We start from the raw sequence: 18,632 nt of genomic DNA on the forward strand, positions 1-18,632 counted from the left end.
CCGGCGGGGACCGCTGCCGGCCGCGGGATACCGGCGCCGAACCGGGGTCGCCGGACCGCGTCCGGCGACCGGTCAGTGGAAGGTGGCCATCGTCAGGACGGCCACGGTGAGCGAGCCCTCACCGTCGTCGGCGGCATCGTCCCGGGCGGCGGCCGACCCGGGCAACTGGCTCGCCCGAACGGCCTCGGCGCCCGCCTGACGGAGGTTCGGGCTGGGGACGATCGCGCTGAGGAAGAACGGTCCCGCGCCCGTCACGCGGGCGCCGACGGCGTACACGTGGGCGGCCGGGCCGGCGTCCGCGGTGACGACCGTCTTCGGCCACGTGCCGTCGTACCCGCTGGCGGTCTCGACGCGTTCGCCGGGCGGCCCGGTCGGCTGTGTGGGCTCCTTGCAGATTCCGACAGCGGTGAGACTCGCCGGCTGGGCGCCGCCCCCCGCGTGCACCCGCACGGTCCGCAGTCCGGGGCCGAAGCCGACCTCGTCGACGTACGTCTGGTCCACCGGTCCTTCGGAGCGGAAGCCGGTGCCGACCACCCTTGTGCTGCCCGGGCAGTTCACCTCCACCGTCGACGCCGATCCGACAGTGGCCGTCGCCCGCACCGGTGGGCTCGTCGACGAGTCGCACGTGGCATAGGCCACCACCGACCACGCGCTCGCGTGCCCCGTACGGGCCTTCGCGGTGACGGTCACCGTGGTCAGCTCCGCATCGGGCTCCATCGCGGTCAGCACGACCCCGCCGTTCCCGTTCACGATCCGAGCGCCCGCCGCGAAGACGGATCGTGCCCCCGGGCAGGTCGCGGTGACGACCTTGGTCCCGCTCCCGTCGCTCTCGCTGGCCTCCTCGACCCGTACCGGTGCGAGCCCTCCCGCGTGGGCGGGCCGGTCGGGCGCGGCTGCCCAAGCCGCCGTACCCAGCACGACAGCGACCGCGCCTGCCACGGTCCGCCGTGCGATGTCCATCGTGTGCATGTCGCTCCTTCACTCACCGACCCGTCCGGGTCGGGCTCTGGTCGACCTCGCCGGCCCGGCGGGGCGGGCGAGGCCGGTCTCGCCGGCCCACTCAGGCCGGCCATCACCGATGGTCCGGTCGGACCTCAGGGTGGCGTCATGGTGCGCCCGCCCCGATCGGCCACCCGGAGCGGATCGTGACGTGACCCTGACGCTCCTGCCGAGACTCGATGACGAACGCCGCGCAGAGGTCGCGGCGCGATCGAGGAGGAAGACATGCGATTCAGCAGAACCGCGACCCGGCTCCTGGTGTTGCCCGTGGTGTGCGCACTCGGGCTGATCGGGGCGAGCCCGGCGCAGGCCGCGGTGCAGAGGACCGACAGGTTCTCCATCACCCAGCCACACTTCGACTTCGGCGAGGGCGACCTGGGCAACATCTCCGGAGATCCCAAGGCCGACGGTCGGCTGGAGTGGGATCTGGTCAACGGCACCTGGGAGCCCCGGCTGCTCGGCCGCATCTACATCAACAACGCGTCCGGCGACTGCGTCCGAGTCCAGATGGTCGTCACCTACCAGAACAACGTGGTGGTGACCTACACCGACAACGCGTCGGACTTCTGCGCCCCGAACGGGAGGACCTGGTACAGCGACGTCGACTTCCGCCCGGTCAGCTCGGCGTACGTCGCGAACGTCGTCGTCCGGCTGCAGAGCGCGCCGGCGGGCGGATGGTCCTTCTCGACCGAGGGGGCGTCGGCGCCGTACTTCGCACCGTGGTGGTTGCCCTAGGCGCTACGGGGGGGCGGAAGCGGCCGGTCTCTCCGACCGCACCGCCGCGCGGCGTCGTCCGGCGACGCCGAGGTCGAGGATGCGGGTGGGCCGCCGAGGCGCAGAGCGCGCGTCGGCGGCCCACCGTCTCAGCCGTTGTCGATCAGGCTGGCGATCTCGTTGTAGATCAGGTGCGCCTTGGCGCCCTGGTTCGACGGACAACCGCCGAGGTGGTGCAGGGCGATCACCCGGTGGCTGGCGTCCAGCACCGGTGAACCCGAGTTGCCGCCGGAGGTGTCACAGCTGTAACTGATGTTCCAGGTGTTGTAGTTCGCGTTCCGGACCGCGCAGGTCGGGCCGTTCTGAGCATCCTCGTAGATCGACAGCCGCTTCGGGCTGCCGTCGCCGTGACCCGGGACATAGATCCGGGTGCCGTTGCTGGTGGCGGTGGTCGCCAGGTACAGGGTGCCGAACCCCTGGATGGCGGCGAAGTTGTTGACCGAGAACAGGGTGTAGTCCAGCTGGCTGGAACCGCCGCTGCTCACCTTGTAGAGGGTGGCACCACTGACCTTGGTGCCGGCGCCGGGATTCGCACCGCCGCAGGTGGCGCACTGGTAGTTGAACTGCATCTCGCTGCCGCTCACGGCCGACTGCGTCGAGAAGCAGTGCTTGTTCGTCAGCATCCGGTTGGTGTTGCCGACCCTCCAGGTGGTGCACAGTCCACCGCCGCTGATCAACAGCCGCGCCACCGCCCTGCCACGGGCGTACTCGGTGGGGTGGCTGTTCTGGTAGCAGACCACGTCCCTGCGGGCGTCGGTGCTGCACACGGACTGGGTGGTGAAGTTGTGCGCGGCGATCTCCGTGCGGTCGTATCCGCGCCAGAACCGGTCGATGGTGGCGGCGCTGCCACGTGAGGCGCGGCTGTTGTGCAGGGTCACCACGGCGGTGTCGCCCTCCACCGACATCGCCCAGAACCCCGGCTGCCCGTCGGTGGTGTAGTCCGAACCGGTCCCCCGGTTCAGGTTGCGGTCGTACCGGTAGCTCTCCTTGCCGTCGCGGCTGGACACGGTGACGTAGTCGCCCTCGGCCAGTCGTAGCGCGCTGAAATGCACCTTGACGTAGGTGGCGCCGGGGTGCTGAATGATCTGCGTCCCGCCGTCGGGAGCGTAGGAGAGGGAGCTGTCGACGGTACGGAGTTCACCGACGGTGGTCACGCCCTCTGCCGAAAACTGGTCCGATTCCGGCGCCCGCTCGGACTGTGGGGCGAGAGGTGCGACCGAGTACGCCTCGGCGGCGGGTACCGACAGTAGGCTCAGCCCAAGTGTGCAGGCAGCGAGCGCGACCGCCCCCGTTCGTAGGCGGCGCAGGGCATGTGGCATCCGTCGCTCCTTCTCAGGAATCAGTACCGGGACGTGCTTTCGGCATTCATACCTGAGGCCACGCAAGACATGTAATCCCATCTATGCCATAACGTCTGGGGCTCGACGGCTCGCGGCTCTGGGCCACGCGACGGTGGGGCAGGCGGGTGCGTCCGTGGCGCTGCATCCGTTCTCGTCCCGAAGGCGGCGCCACTGCTCGTGCGCGGCGAGGATGCGGTTCAGGCCGTCATGTTCGTCGCGCAACTCCAGGAACTCGTCGAGTAGGTCGAACAGGGTCTCGACGGTACGGGCGTCCAGGTGCGGGTCCATGTCACGGACCTTCTTGGGGCCGATGGGTTCGGTCAGGTGGGCGACGATGCTCCACCAGACGTGGTTGTTGAGGCAGCCGGCCCGCGTCACCAGCCACGGTTGGAAGCCGGTCAGCAACGTGCGGGCGTTTCCCTGGTCGCACCCTTCGACGAAGGCCACGACACTGGCGAAATCATCGCGGATGAGCCACATTCCTGGCCGCTTGCGGACGTTGGCGAACAGGTCCCGGTAGGTGGTGATCGTGATCGTCACAGCCGAATTCTGCCCGGCTGTCGGCCGGTACACGCGCCCCACGGTCGGGCTCTCCTCGGTCGGACAGGCTGTCCTCGACCCCGGTTCTCGGGCGGCCCGGGGTGTTATGGTCTCGATTCTGGACGGAGGTCAGCATGCACAAACTGGTGGTCCTGTATCTCGAGCCCGCCGACCCCGACCACTTCCGCGACTACTACGTGAACAACCACCTTCCACTGGTCAGGACGTTGCCCGGCCTGCTCGCGTGTCGCTACAGCTTCGACGTGGCGGCGACCCAGGGAGAAACGCCGTACTTCGCGGTCTTCGAGGCCGACTTCGCTGACGCCGCCGCCATGACCGCGGCGCGGGCGTCGCCGCAGGGCCAGCAGGTCGGCGCGGACGTCGCCAAATACGCCACCGGCGGCGCGGTCGTCATCCACTATCCGGTTCAGGACGGCACCGGCTGAGGCACGCCGGTACGGCCCCGGTCGCGTTCGGTCGGCCGTGGCCGGAGGCTCGATCGCCGGCTACCGGAACGTCATACTCGGCGCGGTACGGCTCCGTCCTGCCAGCGGTAGAGGTCACGCAGCAGGCAGATTTCGGCACCGTGATGGATCAGCTCCCTGTTGACGTGCAGGACGATGCCTTCCATGGGAAACCGCTCGAGACCCGCCGCGGGCGGATTCTCCAGGTCGGTGTCCGAGAGTTCGCGGACCCCCGCGTTCCATCTGCCATACATCTCATCGAGCTGATGTAGTGCCTCGTCGGCCGTCCCCGCGTAGGCGAATGTCTCAGAGTCGACGTCCCGGCCGCCGAAGTGCCATCCGACCCGGTAGCCCAGGCAGGACACGATGACGTGCGCCAGCCGCCAGGCAATAGTGGTCACCGGCGCGGGCACCGGGGCGGGGGACGCGAAGTCCATCGCCCATTTCCCCGCACCTGCCGCCATCGGCGTTGCCGCGTCGCGTGGGCGGACGCTCCAGCAGCCGCGCACCGGCTCCCAGAAGTACTCCTCGTCGGCAAGACCGTGCAGCCGGGGCCGCAGATTCTTCTGCCAGTGCCGGTCCAGCTGGTCCGCGAGTCGCTGACTTCTTGCCATTTCCGCACCCTACCGACGGCGGTCCAGCATGATCAAGAGTGCGGGCGGTCGCCTGAGATCACCCGAGTTTCCCGGGCGAGCGCCACGCCACAGAACTGCATGGTCGACGGTGGCGAAGAATCAATGTGCCATTGCTGCGCGCGGCACGGGCCTCGTCGATCGTCATCCCGAGCCGGAGAGGGCCGACCTCGTGCGGCGGATCCAGCACGAACTCCATCTGCTGATGATCGCAGCCCTCCCGTGGGAACAGAAACCCGGCGTGACGATCGTCCGGCCGGACGTGTCACCCACGGCGAGGAATCCTGCGAGCACTGCCGCGACATCCGCCTCGTCATCCGTCACGGTTCCGAATAACCAGCAGGCGTTCGACGACGTTCAGCACATCCACCGCGACGGCAGATCTCGACAGGTCCGCGTCGGGCCCCACCGAAGGTCAGCGAGACGGCTGCCGCCGCTGTCCCGGCTCGCCCGTGGACCCGACGATGTCCCCGGCAGCCCGGATGGCATCGAGGAATCGGCGGAAGACAGGCCAGGGGAATGTCGAGCGTCCGTGCATGGTCAGGGTCACGTGTTCGGCGGACATCGGGACGAACGGTCCGGACTCCGACCGCTCGTCGGGGACGCGGGCGTCGATGTAGTTGTTACCGGTGTTGGCCGGGTCTACCTCGTACAGCTCATAGATCCACGAATCGGCGTCGCCATCGTGAAAGTGGCTGACCTGGAAACGCTGGTCGTGGTGTGACCAGATGGTGAGCGTCAGGGGAAGCGCAGTCGCCGTCGGCGAAAGATCCCGATGCTCATCGACCAGGTCGCCGCTGGAGTCCAGCAGGCGCAGGAGCTTCTCCAGGACGACCCAGGGCACGGTGCCTCCGTCGGCATGGACCACGACGTGCCCGGTCGGCCTCGGTGTGAAGGGTCCGTCGGGCGTCGCGTCGGGGATCGAGACGGAGAGGTACGGCCCCGCGCCAGGCGGACCCGTCAGCCCGACCAGCTCGTACTGCCAGGCATCGTCGGGGTGGCTGTATCCCGAGGTGACCTCGTACAGCTTGCCGTCGTGGGACCAGGTCTCCATCGCCGGATGATCGCAGCCTCCGCCCAGACCTACGAGCGATATCCGACCGTGGCCGGCTCGCCGGCCGATGCCGGCCGGAGGCGGGCAGCAGGCCGACACCGCGGCCGACCCGAGCATGATCACCGCGATCAGGCGTCATCGCGGTGCGACGCCGGGGCGTGACCACTGCGCGGTGGGGCGGCCGTTGAGACGCCAGGGGTGCCCGGTGAGCCGCGGCCAGCCTTCGGGCGAGTTCTCCCAGTTCTCCTGCCGGCCGTACACCGTGAGGTCCAGGGCGTGGTAGGTGGTCATCAACGCCTCCACGCCCCGCCCGGTGGTCCAGTAGGTCTCGTAGACCTCGTCGCCGTCGCGCAGGTAGCACGCGATGAACCCGAAGTCACGACCGTCGGCCAGAGCCGGGTCGGAGTCTTTCGCCGAATACCAGGGGAACCTGTAGCCCATGAACTCCGCGAACGGGCCACTCTCCTCGTAGGGACCCTCGCAGAACACGGCGTAGGTGACGTCCCGAGCGTGCAGGTAGTCCAGCATCCGCACGTGACAGGTCGAGAAGGTGCACCCCTCACACTGATGCTCGTACGGCTTGCCGTCGTGCCACATGTGGAAGTAGGCGATGAGCATCCGGCGGCCCTCGAACACCTCCACCAGCGGGGTGTCCCCGCCAGGGCCCCGCACCGTCACCGTCGGCATCACGGTCATCGGCAGCTGACGACGAGCGGCGGCGATCGCGTCTCCCTCGCGGGTATGGGCCTTCTCCCGGACCAGCAGTTCGTCGCGCTCGCGCAGCCAGGTCTCCCGGTCGACGACCGGGGGCGCGGCGGCTCTGGACGCGGGGGTTGCCGTCATGGCTGTCTCCTTCGTGGAGTGGGGATCGGTCACAGGTACAGACGACCGAGTCGGCGATCGTCATCGGTGACCGATGACGGATGGGTCCGCGATCGTCAGTACGGTTGTGCGGACCACTCAGCCCCGGGGAAATGCCATGTCCGACCCACCAGATGAACAGGCGGTCTGGCTGCGGCGCGCCTTCGACGAGCACCGGCGTGAGCTGCACGTCCACTGCTACCGCCTCGCCGGGAACGTCACCGACGCGGACGACCTGGTGCAGGAGACGTTCCTACGTGCCTGGCGGGCTCGCGACCGCTTCGAGGGTCGGGCGTCGGCGCGCACCTGGTTCTACCGGATCGCCACGAACATCTTCCTCGACAGCCGCAAGGCGGCCGGTCACCGGACCGTACCGTACGGTGACCCGCTGGAGTGGTCCACCGAGCTCGGTCCCTATCCCGACGCCCTGCTGGCCGACGATCCGCAGACCGGTCTCGCCGCCCGGGAGACAGTCGAGCTGGCCGTGATCGCAGCGCTCATGTACCTGCCGCCGCGGCAGCGGGCGGCCTTCGTGCTGCGCGACGTCCACGGCTGGACGCCGCAGGAGATCGCCGCCGCGTTCGACACCGCCGTAGCGGCCGTCAACAGCCTCCTCCAGCGGGCCCGCCACACCCTCCGGCGACGCGTTCCGTCGGACCCGAAGGACTGGCGCCGCCCGCAGCTCACCAGTGCGGACGAAGAGATCCTGCGCCGCTACGCCGACGCGAAGGACCCGGAGACGATCCGGACGCTGCTCGCCGAGGACGTACGGATCACGATGCCGCCAGAGCCGCCGGTCGTCGGGATCGACGCGGTCGCGGAGTTCCTCGGCCGACCGCTCGACTGGCGTACGTTCCCCACCTCGGCCAACGGGCGCCCGGCACTGATCAACTATCTCCGCCGGCCCGGCAGCCCGCACTACGAGGCGTTGGTCGTCGACGTACTTCGGATCGAGACCGGGAAGATCGTAGAGAGCAACGCCTTCATCGGTGCCCGTCACGTCGCCGCCTTCGGCATGCCCGCCACGCTCGAGCCCTGATAGCGGCAGTGGGGCTGGATCCCATCGGGATCGTGCTCGAAGGCAGGCGGGTCTGGCAGGTGCGGCGCGGACGATTGGTCCGTCACACACCGCAGCCGCAGCCTGGCGATCCCGGCGTCGCCGTCGGCGAGCCCATTGACCTTCACGGGTTGCCTGACCACGATCATTCGTATCACCACCTCGTACGCCGGCGGACCGCACCGAGTCGCCTACCCGTGAGCCCGGCGTGCGAGGCTCAACCCCCGCGCAATTCCTGGCGCGACAGCAGCCCTCAACCCACACCCCTTGTGCCCGGAGGAACGCAGACGATGGACCACGCATCTCAGCTCATCCAGGAGCGGAGTGCCCCGCCGGCCACGCTGGTGATCTTCGGTGCCTCCGGTGACCTGACCCGACGTAAGTTGCTGCCCGCAGTCGAGAGCCTGGCTCGGCACGAGCGGCTCCCGGACCAGTTCGCGCTGGTCGGCGTCGCGCGCACGTCGATGACCGACGCGCAGTTCGCCGAGAGCGTCCTCGGCGAACGCACCCTCGCCAGCAGGCGCCAACTCCAGGGCGGCGTGCGCTACGTGGCCGGCGGCTACGACGACCCGGAGACCTACAAGCGGCTCGTGGAGGCGCTCGACGAGCTGGACGCACAGCGGGGCACGTCCGGCAACCGGCTCTTCTACCTGTCCACCCCGGCAGGGGCCTTCGAACCGGTGATCAACGGACTCGCCGGTGTCGGGCTCAACCAGCCACGCGAAGGCTCCTTCTCCCGCCTGGTCATCGAGAAACCGTACGGGCGCGACCTGGTCACGGCCCGCGAGCTGGACGGGGTCGTGCACAGCGCGTTCGACGAGCACCAGGTCTTTCGCATCGATCACTATCTGGGCAAGGACACCGTCCAGAACGTGCTGGCGTTACGCTTCGCGAACTCGATCTTCCAGCCCATCTGGGATCGCTCGTGGGTCGACCACGTGCAGATCACCGTCGCCGAGACCCTCGGCGTCGGCAGCCGCGGCGGCTTCTACGAGGACGCTGGCGCGATGCGGGACATCGTGCAGAACCACGTGCTCCAGGTCCTCGCGTTGGCACTGATGGAGCCACCGGCCTCGTTCGAGGCTGAGGGTCTGCGCAACGAGAAGGTGAAGCTGCTGCAGGCGATCCGGCTCCCTACCGACCGGGACATCGCCGAGGCGGCGGTCCGGGGGCAGTACACGCGGGGCGGCACCCGCGAGGACCTGATGGCCGGCTACCGGGAGGAGGCCGGCGTCGACCCGCTGTCGCGGACCGAGACCTACGCCGCCATGCGGCTCAATGTGGACAACTGGCGCTGGGCCGGGGTGCCGTTCTACGTACGCACCGGCAAGCGCCTCCCGGCCCGGCTCACCGAGGTGGCACTGCAGTTCCAGCGGCCGCCGCACCTGCCGATCCCGACCGACCAGCTCACCGGCCTCGACGCTGACGCGCTGATCCTGCGGATCCAGCCGAACGAAGGCATCTCGCTGCGCTTCGGTGCCAAAGTGCCGGGCCACTCCTTCCGGGTCCGCACCGCCACCATGGAATTCTCCTACGACCAGACGTTCGCCGAGGAGTCCCCGGAGGCGTACGAGCGTCTGTTGCTGGACGCGCTGGTCGGTGACGCATCGCTGTTCATCCGCAGCGACGAGGTGCAGCAGTGCTGGCGGATCGTCGACCCGATCATCGACAACTGGGAGAAGGACAACTCGCCGATCCCCACCTACGAGGCCGCCTCCTGGGGCCCGACCGACGCCGACCGGCTCATCGGCCGGCACGGCCGCAGGTGGCGTAACGCCGCATGACCCACCCGGCGTCAGTTGCTGGACTTCCTGGCCGCCCTTGAAGCGGGACCAGCGGCCGGCGATGCGTCGTGAGCGGTCGAGGCGCCGGAAGTCCGTGTCGGCGCGGCACAGTTCGCTCCGGACCCCTCTGGTCGCGTCCGTCGTGACGGCGGCCTACCCGGCAGTGCCTTGGCGTGGTCTTCAGCCGACTGGCGTGCCGACACCGCCGCGCTCCATGGTGGCGCGTAGCCGTGTCAGCGTTCGACCGAGTTCCGCGATCTGGGCCGGGGCGATCGACAGGCCGATGTGCGTGGCCAGGTGTTCCTGAAAGGTGTCTTCGGCGTCATCAACGACCTCCGCGCCCTGTGGGGTCAACTCCAAGAGGAGTGACCGGCCGTCGGCGGGGTTCGGCACCCGCCGCACCCAGGCTCGGGCCTCGAGCCGTCCCACACCCTTGCTCGTCGCTCCGACCCCGATCGCGAAAAATTCGGCGAGATCGGCGACCCGCGAACCAGGATGGTCACGGAGGTAGCGAAGAAACTCGAACTGCGAAGCCACGATGCCGTGTTTCCGACGCAACGTCTCGTTCAAGGCGTTGTAGAGCCGGGTCTCACAGCGGACCAGATCACTGAAGACCTGGTCGAGTGTGACGGACTCGGCAGCGGAAGAAGATGCCGTGGCAGGTATATTAGCTTCCACGGCATCTATTTTACGCCGAGTGGGAGGCACAGACATGAGCAGGGCACAGCGAGCGGCAATCAGCGCCAGGCTGGGCGTCGGGCCGAAGGACTTCGTGCCGGAGCCGATCGAGACGATGCGGGAAAACTTCGCCGCGTTCATGGCACTGTTCCCGGTTCCTCAGGCGCGGACCTCGAACCTGAGCCTGGGCGGCCGTCCGGCGGTGCTTGTCGAACCGGAGGGCGAACCCCGCCCGGGCACGATCCTGTACTTCCACGGCGGCTCGTTCGCGCTCGGATCTCCACAGACCGCGATGGGTCTGACCGCGAGTCTGGTCACCCGCACAGGAGTGCGGGCCTTCTCCCTCGACTACCGGCTGGCCCCGGAGAACCCGTTCCCGGCCGCGATCGAGGACTGCCTCGCGGCCTATCGAGCCCTGCTCGACAGTGGCATCGCCGCCGAGTCGATCGCGTTCGCGGGCGATTCCGCCGGTGGTGGCCTCACGGTGACCACCACCCTCGCCGCCCGAGACGCCGGGCTGCCTCTGCCGGGCGCGCTGGTCGCGTTCTCGCCCGGCCTGGACCTCACCCGCACGGGCGAGTCGATGGACACCAAAGAGGGTGTCGACCCGTTCTTCACCAGGCAGGGCATGGCCCACACGGCAGGGCTCTACCTCCGCGACCAGGACCCCAACCAGGAGCTCGCCGCGCCCGCCGTGCTCGCCGACCTGACCGGTTTCCCGCCGATCCTGCTGCAGGTCGGCACGAACGAACTGCTGCTCGACGACTCGGTCCGGCTCGCGAAACGCGCCCGCGACGCCGAAGTCGACGTCATCCTCGACATCACCGCGGGCGTTCCGCACGTCTTCCAGTCCTTCATCGGCCAGCTCGACGAAGCCGACCACGCCCTGGACCGCGCCGCCCTGTTCATCACGCAGCGACTACAAACCCCCTGAGCGCTGCCAGAAGCACACTCCTATGGACCTACGTCTTCCGTACCAAGAATGTTTGCTCGGCTGTCGATAGACGACCAGGCTGACTCGTCGGAAAGGTAGGTGGGTCCGACCGGGCTCCAGACGACGGGACACGGGACATGGCGAAGTATCTGATCCTCATCCACGGCGACGAGCGGCAGTGGGCCGCGATGTCACCGCCGGAGTTGCAGAAGCGCGACGAGGCCCACCGCGCCTTCACCGCCGAGGCCGGTCCGGCCATCCTCGACGGCCGGCAACTCGAGCCGGCGACCATCGCGACCACCCTGCGTACGGACCCGGCCGGTCGACTGGCCATCACCGACGGCCCGTTCCTGGAGACAAAGGAGGCGGTGGGCGGCTACTACCTGATCGAAGCAGCCGACCTCGACGAGGTGATCGAGCTGGCTTCGCAGCTCTACGAGGTCTCCGCAGGGCACAGCGGGGTGGAGATCCGTCCGGTTGTCGAGCACGGATGAGCGCCGAGGTCGTCGCCGTGGTCGCGCGGGCGCACCGCCGCGACTGGGCGCACGTGTTGGCGGCGACGGCACGCCTGACCCGCGATCTCGACCTCGCGGAGGAGTGCACCCAGGACGCCTACGCCCAGGCGCTGCGGACCTGGCCGCAGATCGGCGTCCCCGATCGTCCCGGCGCGTGGCTCACGACAGCCGCTCGCAACCGGGCACGGGATGTGCTGCGGCGGGAGTCGGCGATGCGTCGAGCCCTACCGCTGCTCGTACCCGATCAGGTGGTGGCCGGGCCCGAGGACGGTCTCGACGACGACCGCCTGCGGCTCGTGTTCACCTGCTGTCACCCGGCCCTGTCCCGCGACGCCCAGGTCGCGCTGACGCTGCGGCTCGTGTGCGGCCTGTCCACGGCCGAGGTGGCCCGCGCGTTCCTGGTGCCGGAGCCCACCATGGCCGCGCGGATCACCCGGGCCAAGAAGAAGATCACCAACGCCCGCATCCCGTACCGCGTGCCGTCACCCGACCACCTCGCCGCACGCGTCAACGCCGTCCTGGAGGTCATTCATCTGATCTTCACGACCGGCCACACGGCGCCGACCGGCGCGCAGCTCGTCCGGCGGGACCTCGTGGACAGCGCCATCGGCCTCGCCCGGATGCTGCACCTGCTCATGCCGAACGACGCCGAGATCAGCGCCCTGCTGGCGCTGCTGCTGCTCGTCCACTCGCGCGCCGACAGCCGCCTGTCCGCCACCGGGCGGCTCCAACTGCTCTCCGAGCAGGACCGCGGGCGCTGGGACACCCAACTGATCCGCGAGGGCGTCGCGCTGCTGACCGGTGCGCTGCACCGCCAGCCGCCGACGCGGTACGCCGTCGAGGCCGCGATCGCCGCCGTGCACACCGAGGCGCCAACCTGGCAGGAAACCGACTGGGTGGAGATCGTCGGACTGTACGACGTCCTGCTCAACCTCTGGCCGTCCCCGGTGGTCGAACTCAACCGAGCCGTGGCGGTGGGGATGCGCGACGGTCCGCAGGCCGGCCTGGACGCGCTGACACCGCTGCTCGCCGAGCCGGTGCTGGCCACCTACGGCTACCTCAGCGCCACCCGCGCCGACTTCCTGCGGCAACTCCACCGGTGGGCAGAGGCGGCCGACGCGTACCACGAGGCGATGACCCTCACCGACAACGGCGTCGAACGCGCCTTCCTCGCCGAACGGCTCGCCGAGGTGCAGCGCGCAGCGTCCGATGGCGGGCCCGTGTCAGTGTCGCGGCGGATCGCCGCGCCGGCGGCCGACATCTTCCGGATCCTCGCGGATCCACGGCGACACAACGACATCGACGGCTCCGGAATGCTGCGGGGCGCCGTCTCGGACCAGGTCGTCTCGGCCGTCGGCGACGTGTTCGTGATGAGAATGCACTACCCGCCGTACGGCGACTACGAGATGGACAACCACGTCATCGAGTACGAGGTGGACCGCCGCATCGGCTGGAGGCCCGAACCTGGCCGGGGCCACCCGGACACCGCACCCGGCAGCACGACGCCCGGGCGTTGGGGGCACTGTTGGACCTACGAGCTGACCCCCGACGGGCCGGACGCGACCGTCGTGACCGAGATCTATGACTGTTCCACCGTGCCGCAGGACCGGCGGGAGTCGATGGACGGCGGCCGCATCTGGCTCACCAGCATGACCGAGACGCTGCAACGACTTGATGCGCTCTGCGCCGGGGAACGCCACACCCCCGGCATCCACTGAGAGGCCCGGGGCGCCAGCCGCCGACGACGATGTCGCTGATCAGGCCGCCGGCGAAGCCGGGGAGTTCCGGGTACCCGACGCTGTGGGCACGGTCGATCCAGGCGCGGACGGATCTATGCCGGCTCGCGCACGCCGCCAGCGTTGCCACCGTCGTCCGGACTCGGTTCGGCCGGGGCTTCGGGCAGTTCGTCCGGCGCACCAGGCAGAAGGACGCTCGCGTCGTCGGGCACCGGTTCACGCGGGTCGATGGGGGGATACTGATCGGGGTCGAGATCCGGTCCAGTCATCAGGCGAGTATCCGTCGTCTTCCGGAATGCCGCTCGTCGGGCCCGCGAGCCGACGTCCCCTGAGCGGGAGCCGTCGGTGCTGTTACGCGGCTCTCCGGTGGTCATCCGCCACCAGGTCAGATAGCTGAGCGGCGGCTGAAGGAGTCCCTGATGACCACCACTTCCGCTTTCCGGATGATCAAGCGACGTTGCCCTGCCGAGACGCGGCACAAGGTGCCAGCCGTGCCGGTCTGTGATGGCGGCGTCGGCACGAGGGGTTCCTGGCGATCGACCGGGGTCAGATTCAGTCGGGTAGCGTCCCACTGTGTATCAGGCGATCCTGCTGGACGTGTATGGCACGCTCGTACACGATGATGAAGGCTCGGTCCATGACGTCTGCGTGCAGGTAGCGGATCTGATCGCAGTCGAGCCGTCTGCTGTCGCGGCGGAGTGGTCCCGGCTGCTGGAGGCCAGCGCCGAGATGGCGTATGGGGCGGGTTTTCGTACGCTCGCAGACCTGACGCTCGGCAGCCTCGCCGAGGCTGTGGCGAACTTCGGGGCATCGGTGGAGCTTGAGCCGATCTGCCGGAAGCAGCTGCACTCCTGGCGTCATCCACCATTGTTCGACGACAGCCGCCCGTTCCTCGATGCCGTGAAGGTGCCGGTGTGCCTGGTCTCCGACGTCGACCAGGACGACCTGACGGCGGTGCTGCGGTGGCACGGCCTCACCGTCGCCGCCGCGGTGACAAGCGAAGAAGCCCGTGCGTACAAGCCCCGCCCTGAACCGTTCCAGCTCGCGCTGGCCCGCCTCGGCCTGGGCCCAGGCGACGTGATCCACATCGGTAACTCCGCATCGTCCGATGTTGCCGGAGCCACCGCTCTGGGTATCGACACGGCATTCCTCGACCGTGCTGGGGACGGCCTGCCGCCGGGGCTCACGGCAACCTACACCGCGGCGACGCTGACGGCGCTGCTGCCCCAGGTGTTGCCATGATGAAAATCCTGGTCAGCGGCTGTCTGGGCGGCGCACCGATCCGGTTCAACGAGACCGGCGTGCCGGTCGCCTCTCCGATCTGGCAGCGGTGGGCGTCTGAGGGGCGCCTCGTGTCGCTGTGTCCAGAACTAGCCGTCGGATTCCCGGTGCCGCGCCCGCCAGCCGAGATCGTCGGCGGCAGCGCGGCCGACGTCCTCGACGGCCGCGCCCAAGTACACGAAGCGTCGGGTCGTGACGTCACCGAACTGTTCCAGGCGGCGGCGCAGCGGGCGGTCGACAAGGCACTCCAGGCCGGCGTCGGGCTCGCCATCCTGGTCGAGGGCAGCCCTACCTGCGGTAGCACCTACGTTCACGACGGAACCTTCACCGGCGTCACCGTCGCTGGACGTGGCGTCGCGGCTGAGGCGTTGCGCCGCCGAGGCATCCCTGTGTTTTCTCACCACCACTTGGACAAGGCAGCGGCTGCTCTGGCGGAGCAGGAACGGCAGCACGGCAACGGCTGACGCCCGCTCTGCCCTGCTCGGCCGGCTTTTGGATTGACGACCTGAGATGTTGGTAGCGTCCCTGGACATGGATTCGCGGATGTTCCACATCGGAGGATCTGCATTGCACGTTGGCGTGACGGGCCGCGGACCTGACGTCGTTGTCCTGACCGGCGGCCCGGGTTGTGTGCAGTATCTGCAACGGGATGAGATCTCGCCATCGGGCCACCGCGTCTGGTACCCCGAACCGCGCGGCGTTGGCCGCTCGGGCGGCGGACCACACACCATGGAAGAAGCAGTTGCCGACCTTGAAGGCATCCGTAAGGCGGCCGGTGTCGACACCTGGATCGTGGTAGGCCATTCGTGGGGATGCGATCTGGGTGTGCGCTACGCGGTCGAACATCCGCAGGTGGTGACCGCCCTGATCGGCATCGCTGGCAGAGGTCCCCAGCGTGACCGCACCTGGTCCGAGGCGTACGAAGCCGGCAAGGCGGCGGAGCCCGTTGTCGACATCGACTGGGTGCCCGAAGTGCACGCAGCCCTCAGCGACTCGTTCACCGCATGGATCCATCAACCCGATCTATGGCGCGGACTGGCCGCCTGCGTCGTGCCGATGCATTTCATCGCAGCCGGCGATGACATCCGCCCGTCGTGGCCCCTGGCCCAGCTCGCCACGCTGGTTCCACGCGGAAGGCTCTCCACCATCCCAGGCGTGCCGCATGACTTCTGGTTCACCCACCCTGAGGTGTGGACCAGAACCGTCACGGACGCCTGCGCCGATTTCGGTTCTCCGCCTCCGGGGAGTGAGTCTCCCCGGGCCGCCGTGAAATGGTTACGCTAGCAACTCTCGACTGCGACCAGTTTCGGCGTACAGAGCGACGCTTCCGTCGCCCACCTGTCCAGACTGGAGCCGTAGTCGGGCTTCCCCGCTCTTGCTACCACACGGTGGCCTCAGAGCCATTTCCGCCGTGAGCACCGTGGATTGGGCACATGAGCCTTGCCGCCGCGTCACGCCCGCCTCACGACATGCGTGCCGACCGAATCCGTGGCAGACCTTTCTCGGTCAGCGCAACCGTCAGCGCCACATCACTCGACGGTGCACTTTCGATGCTGTCCCGCAGCGACCGGTGCACAGGGCACTCGCACGACGGCTGCAGCGGATCCGGACACTGGGCGAGAACGGCGTTCAACTGTTGAACCCCGGCGGAGGCGACCGGCCACGACCAGGTCATGTCCCACGGCTCCTCCCAGGGCAGGTGGAAACAATCATGATCGAAGTGCACGAGAAGGCCAGCTCCACACTGAGGACAGACGAAGAGGCTTGTCCAGCGATAGTTGACCTGGTGCCCGGACACACCGTGCGGTACGCCCCAACTGCCGATACGAACAACGGTGCGCTGGTCCGCCCGGCAATCGACGCAGAAACGCATAGCTGACCATCCTCTGCCAGTTGACGACATCCACCACAGAGATCGACGCGACCGAGGACATCGCCAACCAGCGGCGTGCAGCGTGCCGAGGTTAGGCACAACATTCGACGCGACCGTCCACCGATACGAGGGCCGGTAGCGGGTGGACGCCAAGACGCTGGTCCCGCTCTCGATCATATGAATTCGGTACAGCTTCGGGGAAGCGCCAACCCGAACCCAAAACCGTCGATCCGGTGGCCATGGCTCACGCTGACCCACCTTCAACAGCCTGTTGTTGGCACGCCTACTCGACCAGGGCCGCTTCAACCTCGCCGCAGGTTCGTCAGCTCAGGCGGGCGGTCACCGCGGCGACCACCTGCTCCTGTTCCGGCACGAGATAGAAATGGTCACCGGGGAACGTCGCCAGCTCGAAGCCGCCGGTGGTCAACTCCCCCCAGGCCCGCACCGTCGACGTGGTGCAGGTCGGGTCCTCGGTGCCCAGGTAGGCGACGATCGGGGCTCTGACCGTCGCCGGTTCCCGCGGCAGGTGGCGGTAGAGCATCCGCAGGTCCCCCCGGAGCGAGGGCATGATCAGCTCGCGGAGCTTCGGTGACCGCAGCAGCACCGGATCGACCTCGCCCAGGGCGCCGATCCGGCCGAGCAGATATTCGTCGTCGGCCAGGTCCGGATCGAGTTCGATCTCGCAGATGTGCGGCGCGCCGTGTCCCGAGACGAAGAGCACGCTCGGCGTGAACCCGTAGCGGGACTCCAGGACCAGGGTGACCTCGTACGCCACCGACGCGCCCAGGCTGTGGCCGAAGAACGCGATCGGCCGGTCCAGGTACGGCACGAGCACGTCACTGATCCGCTCGGCGAGCACGTCCATCTGATCGACGCAGGGCTCCAGCAGCCGGTCCTGCCGACCCGGGTAGCAGACCGCCAGCAGATCGGTGGCGCCGTCGAGCAGGCCCGCCCAGGGTTGGAACACGTTGGCGTTCCCACCGGCGTGCGGGAAGCAGACCAGCCGCAGGTCGGACCGTTCAGCTCGGCGGAAGGCCCGCAGCCACCGGCCACGCACGTCGACCCCTGTCATCTCCACGTCTCCCCTCCCTCCGGCCGACGCCTCGTCAGTCCGACATCGCCACGAGGATGCGGCGACTGCCGGTGTAGGGCCGCCGACCGTGCGCCACCAGCACGTTGTCGATCAGCAGCAGGTCACCGACGTGCCAGTCCACGTCGATCGCCGCGTCCAGCCCTCGGTCGCGGATCTGGAACACGTACTCGTCGGGGATCGGACTGCCGTCGGCGAAGGTGACCGACTGGGGCAGTTCGTCAGGCGTCATCACCTGGGTCATCACCCGAGCGACCTCGTCGTCCAGAGCGGCCGGGTGCCACTGGTCGCTCTGGTTGAACCACACCTCCACACCCGTTACGGGGTGTCGGGTGGTGGCCGGGCGGACCTGGCTCACCCGCAGCCCTTCCGCGGTCCACTTCCAGGTCGCCCCGGTGCCGTCGAGGAACGCCTCGACCTCCGTCCGGTCCTCGGTCTCGAAGGTCTGCTGCCAGCTCTTACCCAGCCCCAGGCCGTCGTGCAGGTTCTGCTGGTAGCACACCCCGCCCGCGAAGGCGGCGCGGACCTCCGGGTCGAGGGACTCCAGCCAGTGATGGGCGTCGACCACCGGGGTGGCACCACCGGTCGGCGCGGCGAGCTGGCAGTAGAACAGCAGGCGGGCCGGCCAGTGCGCGGCGTACGACAGTTCGTTGTGCATGGAGATGGTGTACGGCGCCGGGTACTCGGTCGAGGTGTAGACGTTGCGGCCGACCTTGGTGCGTGGCGAGTTGCCATGCACGTAGGCGAGCCGGTTGGGCAGCACCATGTCCATCACCGGGTCCAGCGCGCCCGGCTCCACGCCGAAGCCCCGGAACACCAGCGCCTTCTCGGTGGTGAGTAATGCGGTCAGGTCCAGCTCCCGCAGATGGCCGATCAGCCCGTCAACGGTGGCTGCGCATCCGGCGCTGCTGGGTGTGATCTCGTGCGGCTGCCACGTGCCGTGCTCGCTCATCGGTCGGTCTCCTCCACGCCAGGGTCTGTCCTGTGCCGGGCAGCCTGACGTGGGCGGCCATATTTCCT

At 68.7% G+C, this 18,632-nt stretch carries 20 protein-coding genes and 1 pseudogene; 10 read left to right on the top strand and 11 right to left on the bottom strand.

Annotated elements, in window-relative coordinates; translation table 11 throughout:
* Window positions 1–72: 72 nt before the first annotated feature.
* The gene (locus ABZS77_RS22525) at window positions 73–969 is read right to left on the bottom strand and encodes a hypothetical protein (RefSeq protein WP_354825992.1); all 897 of its coding nucleotides are present in this window, start codon (window positions 967–969) and stop codon (window positions 73–75) included.
* 255 nt (window positions 970–1,224) lie between these two features.
* On the opposite strand from ABZS77_RS22525, the gene ABZS77_RS22530 reads away from it, so the two are divergent.
* Window positions 1,225–1,734, top strand: a complete 510-nt coding sequence (locus ABZS77_RS22530) for a hypothetical protein (protein ID WP_354825995.1) — start codon at window positions 1,225–1,227, stop codon at window positions 1,732–1,734.
* Window positions 1,735–1,862: 128 nt separating this feature from the next.
* Here the strand turns inward: ABZS77_RS22530 and ABZS77_RS22535 are convergent, their stop codons facing one another.
* On the bottom strand, window positions 1,863–2,927 hold the full coding sequence (locus ABZS77_RS22535) for a serine protease (protein ID WP_354825998.1): 1,065 nt from the start codon (window positions 2,925–2,927) through the stop codon (window positions 1,863–1,865).
* A 246-nt stretch (window positions 2,928–3,173) separates the two neighbouring features.
* Entirely contained in the window at window positions 3,174–3,653 is a 480-nt protein-coding gene (locus ABZS77_RS22540; RefSeq protein ID WP_354826000.1) for a hypothetical protein, read from the bottom strand.
* A gap of 134 nt (window positions 3,654–3,787) precedes the next feature.
* Between ABZS77_RS22540 and ABZS77_RS22545 the strand changes: the two genes are divergently transcribed.
* Window positions 3,788–4,099, top strand: coding sequence for an EthD family reductase (locus ABZS77_RS22545; RefSeq protein ID WP_354826002.1), 312 nt, complete (start codon window positions 3,788–3,790; stop codon window positions 4,097–4,099).
* A gap of 71 nt (window positions 4,100–4,170) precedes the next feature.
* On the opposite strand, the gene ABZS77_RS22550 is transcribed toward ABZS77_RS22545, so the two are convergent.
* From ABZS77_RS22550 to ABZS77_RS22565, 4 genes are all read right to left on the bottom strand, one after another.
* Window positions 4,171–4,731: a DinB family protein gene (locus tag ABZS77_RS22550; protein WP_354826005.1), complete on the bottom strand. Its 561-nt coding sequence runs from the start codon at window positions 4,729–4,731 to the stop codon at window positions 4,171–4,173.
* A 58-nt stretch (window positions 4,732–4,789) separates the two neighbouring features.
* The gene (locus tag ABZS77_RS22555; RefSeq protein WP_354826008.1) at window positions 4,790–4,948 is read right to left on the bottom strand and encodes a hypothetical protein; all 159 of its coding nucleotides are present in this window, start codon (window positions 4,946–4,948) and stop codon (window positions 4,790–4,792) included.
* Between the two features lie 216 nt (window positions 4,949–5,164).
* The gene (locus ABZS77_RS22560) at window positions 5,165–5,803 is read right to left on the bottom strand and encodes a hypothetical protein (RefSeq protein WP_354826010.1); all 639 of its coding nucleotides are present in this window, start codon (window positions 5,801–5,803) and stop codon (window positions 5,165–5,167) included.
* 135 nt (window positions 5,804–5,938) lie between these two features.
* The gene (locus ABZS77_RS22565; protein WP_354826013.1) at window positions 5,939–6,646 is read right to left on the bottom strand and encodes a DUF899 family protein; all 708 of its coding nucleotides are present in this window, start codon (window positions 6,644–6,646) and stop codon (window positions 5,939–5,941) included.
* A gap of 136 nt (window positions 6,647–6,782) precedes the next feature.
* On the opposite strand from ABZS77_RS22565, the gene ABZS77_RS22570 reads away from it, so the two are divergent.
* Window positions 6,783–7,703: an RNA polymerase subunit sigma-70 gene (locus ABZS77_RS22570; RefSeq protein ID WP_354826016.1), complete on the top strand. Its 921-nt coding sequence runs from the start codon at window positions 6,783–6,785 to the stop codon at window positions 7,701–7,703.
* 308 nt (window positions 7,704–8,011) lie between these two features.
* Window positions 8,012–9,505 (top strand): glucose-6-phosphate dehydrogenase, encoded by a 1,494-nt coding sequence (gene zwf / locus ABZS77_RS22575; protein WP_354826019.1) that lies wholly within the window; start codon window positions 8,012–8,014, stop codon window positions 9,503–9,505.
* Between the two features lie 180 nt (window positions 9,506–9,685).
* Here the strand turns inward: zwf and ABZS77_RS22580 are convergent, their stop codons facing one another.
* Window positions 9,686–10,183: a MarR family transcriptional regulator gene (locus ABZS77_RS22580; RefSeq protein ID WP_354826022.1), complete on the bottom strand. Its 498-nt coding sequence runs from the start codon at window positions 10,181–10,183 to the stop codon at window positions 9,686–9,688.
* 34 nt (window positions 10,184–10,217) lie between these two features.
* On the opposite strand from ABZS77_RS22580, the gene ABZS77_RS22585 reads away from it, so the two are divergent.
* From ABZS77_RS22585 to ABZS77_RS22610, 6 genes and pseudogenes are all read left to right on the top strand, one after another.
* Window positions 10,218–11,117, top strand: coding sequence for an alpha/beta hydrolase (locus tag ABZS77_RS22585; protein ID WP_354826025.1), 900 nt, complete (start codon window positions 10,218–10,220; stop codon window positions 11,115–11,117).
* 137 nt (window positions 11,118–11,254) lie between these two features.
* The gene (locus ABZS77_RS22590; protein ID WP_354826027.1) at window positions 11,255–11,611 is read left to right on the top strand and encodes a YciI family protein; all 357 of its coding nucleotides are present in this window, start codon (window positions 11,255–11,257) and stop codon (window positions 11,609–11,611) included.
* A 53-nt stretch (window positions 11,612–11,664) separates the two neighbouring features.
* Window positions 11,665–12,831: pseudogene (locus tag ABZS77_RS22595) on the top strand (sigma-70 family RNA polymerase sigma factor); the annotation flags it as partial.
* A 1,110-nt stretch (window positions 12,832–13,941) separates the two neighbouring features.
* A complete protein-coding gene (locus ABZS77_RS22600) occupies window positions 13,942–14,610 on the top strand; it encodes an HAD family hydrolase (protein WP_354826029.1) in 669 nt (222 codons plus the stop codon).
* Window positions 14,607–15,113, top strand: coding sequence for a DUF523 domain-containing protein (locus ABZS77_RS22605; RefSeq protein ID WP_354826032.1), 507 nt, complete (start codon window positions 14,607–14,609; stop codon window positions 15,111–15,113). Before ABZS77_RS22600 ends, ABZS77_RS22605 begins: the two co-directional genes overlap by 4 nt.
* A gap of 67 nt (window positions 15,114–15,180) precedes the next feature.
* Complete coding sequence (locus ABZS77_RS22610) at window positions 15,181–15,933, top strand: alpha/beta hydrolase (RefSeq protein WP_354826035.1); 753 nt, start codon at window positions 15,181–15,183, stop codon at window positions 15,931–15,933.
* 178 nt (window positions 15,934–16,111) lie between these two features.
* Here ABZS77_RS22610 and ABZS77_RS22615 read toward each other — a convergent pair whose 3' ends face one another.
* From ABZS77_RS22615 to ABZS77_RS22625, 3 genes are all read right to left on the bottom strand, one after another.
* Window positions 16,112–16,522, bottom strand: coding sequence for a hypothetical protein (locus ABZS77_RS22615; protein WP_354826038.1), 411 nt, complete (start codon window positions 16,520–16,522; stop codon window positions 16,112–16,114).
* Window positions 16,523–16,844: 322 nt separating this feature from the next.
* Window positions 16,845–17,594, bottom strand: coding sequence for an alpha/beta fold hydrolase (locus ABZS77_RS22620; RefSeq protein ID WP_354826057.1), 750 nt, complete (start codon window positions 17,592–17,594; stop codon window positions 16,845–16,847).
* Window positions 17,595–17,628: 34 nt separating this feature from the next.
* A complete protein-coding gene (locus ABZS77_RS22625) occupies window positions 17,629–18,564 on the bottom strand; it encodes a TauD/TfdA family dioxygenase (RefSeq protein WP_354826041.1) in 936 nt (311 codons plus the stop codon).
* Window positions 18,565–18,632 lie beyond the last annotated feature (68 nt).

Origin of the sequence: Micromonospora sp. NPDC005298 (assembly GCF_040607375.1) — a bacterium.
Lineage (GTDB): Bacteria > Actinomycetota > Actinomycetes > Mycobacteriales > Micromonosporaceae > Micromonospora.

Coding starts and splice junctions, on each gene's coding strand:
- ABZS77_RS22525 (WP_354825992.1), bottom strand. CDS start 969: ATGCACACGATGGACATCGCACGGCGGACCGTGGCAGGCGCGGTCGCT.
- ABZS77_RS22530 (WP_354825995.1), top strand. CDS start 1,225: ATGCGATTCAGCAGAACCGCGACCCGGCTCCTGGTGTTGCCCGTGGTG.
- ABZS77_RS22545 (WP_354826002.1), top strand. CDS start 3,788: ATGCACAAACTGGTGGTCCTGTATCTCGAGCCCGCCGACCCCGACCAC.
- ABZS77_RS22550 (WP_354826005.1), bottom strand. CDS start 4,731: ATGGCAAGAAGTCAGCGACTCGCGGACCAGCTGGACCGGCACTGGCAG.
- ABZS77_RS22555 (WP_354826008.1), bottom strand. CDS start 4,948: ATGGAGTTCGTGCTGGATCCGCCGCACGAGGTCGGCCCTCTCCGGCTC.
- ABZS77_RS22560 (WP_354826010.1), bottom strand. CDS start 5,803: ATGGAGACCTGGTCCCACGACGGCAAGCTGTACGAGGTCACCTCGGGA.
- ABZS77_RS22565 (WP_354826013.1), bottom strand. CDS start 6,646: ATGACGGCAACCCCCGCGTCCAGAGCCGCCGCGCCCCCGGTCGTCGAC.
- ABZS77_RS22570 (WP_354826016.1), top strand. CDS start 6,783: ATGTCCGACCCACCAGATGAACAGGCGGTCTGGCTGCGGCGCGCCTTC.
- zwf (WP_354826019.1), top strand. CDS start 8,012: ATGGACCACGCATCTCAGCTCATCCAGGAGCGGAGTGCCCCGCCGGCC.
- ABZS77_RS22585 (WP_354826025.1), top strand. CDS start 10,218: ATGAGCAGGGCACAGCGAGCGGCAATCAGCGCCAGGCTGGGCGTCGGG.
- ABZS77_RS22590 (WP_354826027.1), top strand. CDS start 11,255: ATGGCGAAGTATCTGATCCTCATCCACGGCGACGAGCGGCAGTGGGCC.
- ABZS77_RS22605 (WP_354826032.1), top strand. CDS start 14,607: ATGATGAAAATCCTGGTCAGCGGCTGTCTGGGCGGCGCACCGATCCGG.
- ABZS77_RS22610 (WP_354826035.1), top strand. CDS start 15,181: ATGGATTCGCGGATGTTCCACATCGGAGGATCTGCATTGCACGTTGGC.
- ABZS77_RS22615 (WP_354826038.1), bottom strand. CDS start 16,522: ATGCGTTTCTGCGTCGATTGCCGGGCGGACCAGCGCACCGTTGTTCGT.
- ABZS77_RS22620 (WP_354826057.1), bottom strand. CDS start 17,594: ATGACAGGGGTCGACGTGCGTGGCCGGTGGCTGCGGGCCTTCCGCCGA.
- ABZS77_RS22625 (WP_354826041.1), bottom strand. CDS start 18,564: ATGAGCGAGCACGGCACGTGGCAGCCGCACGAGATCACACCCAGCAGC.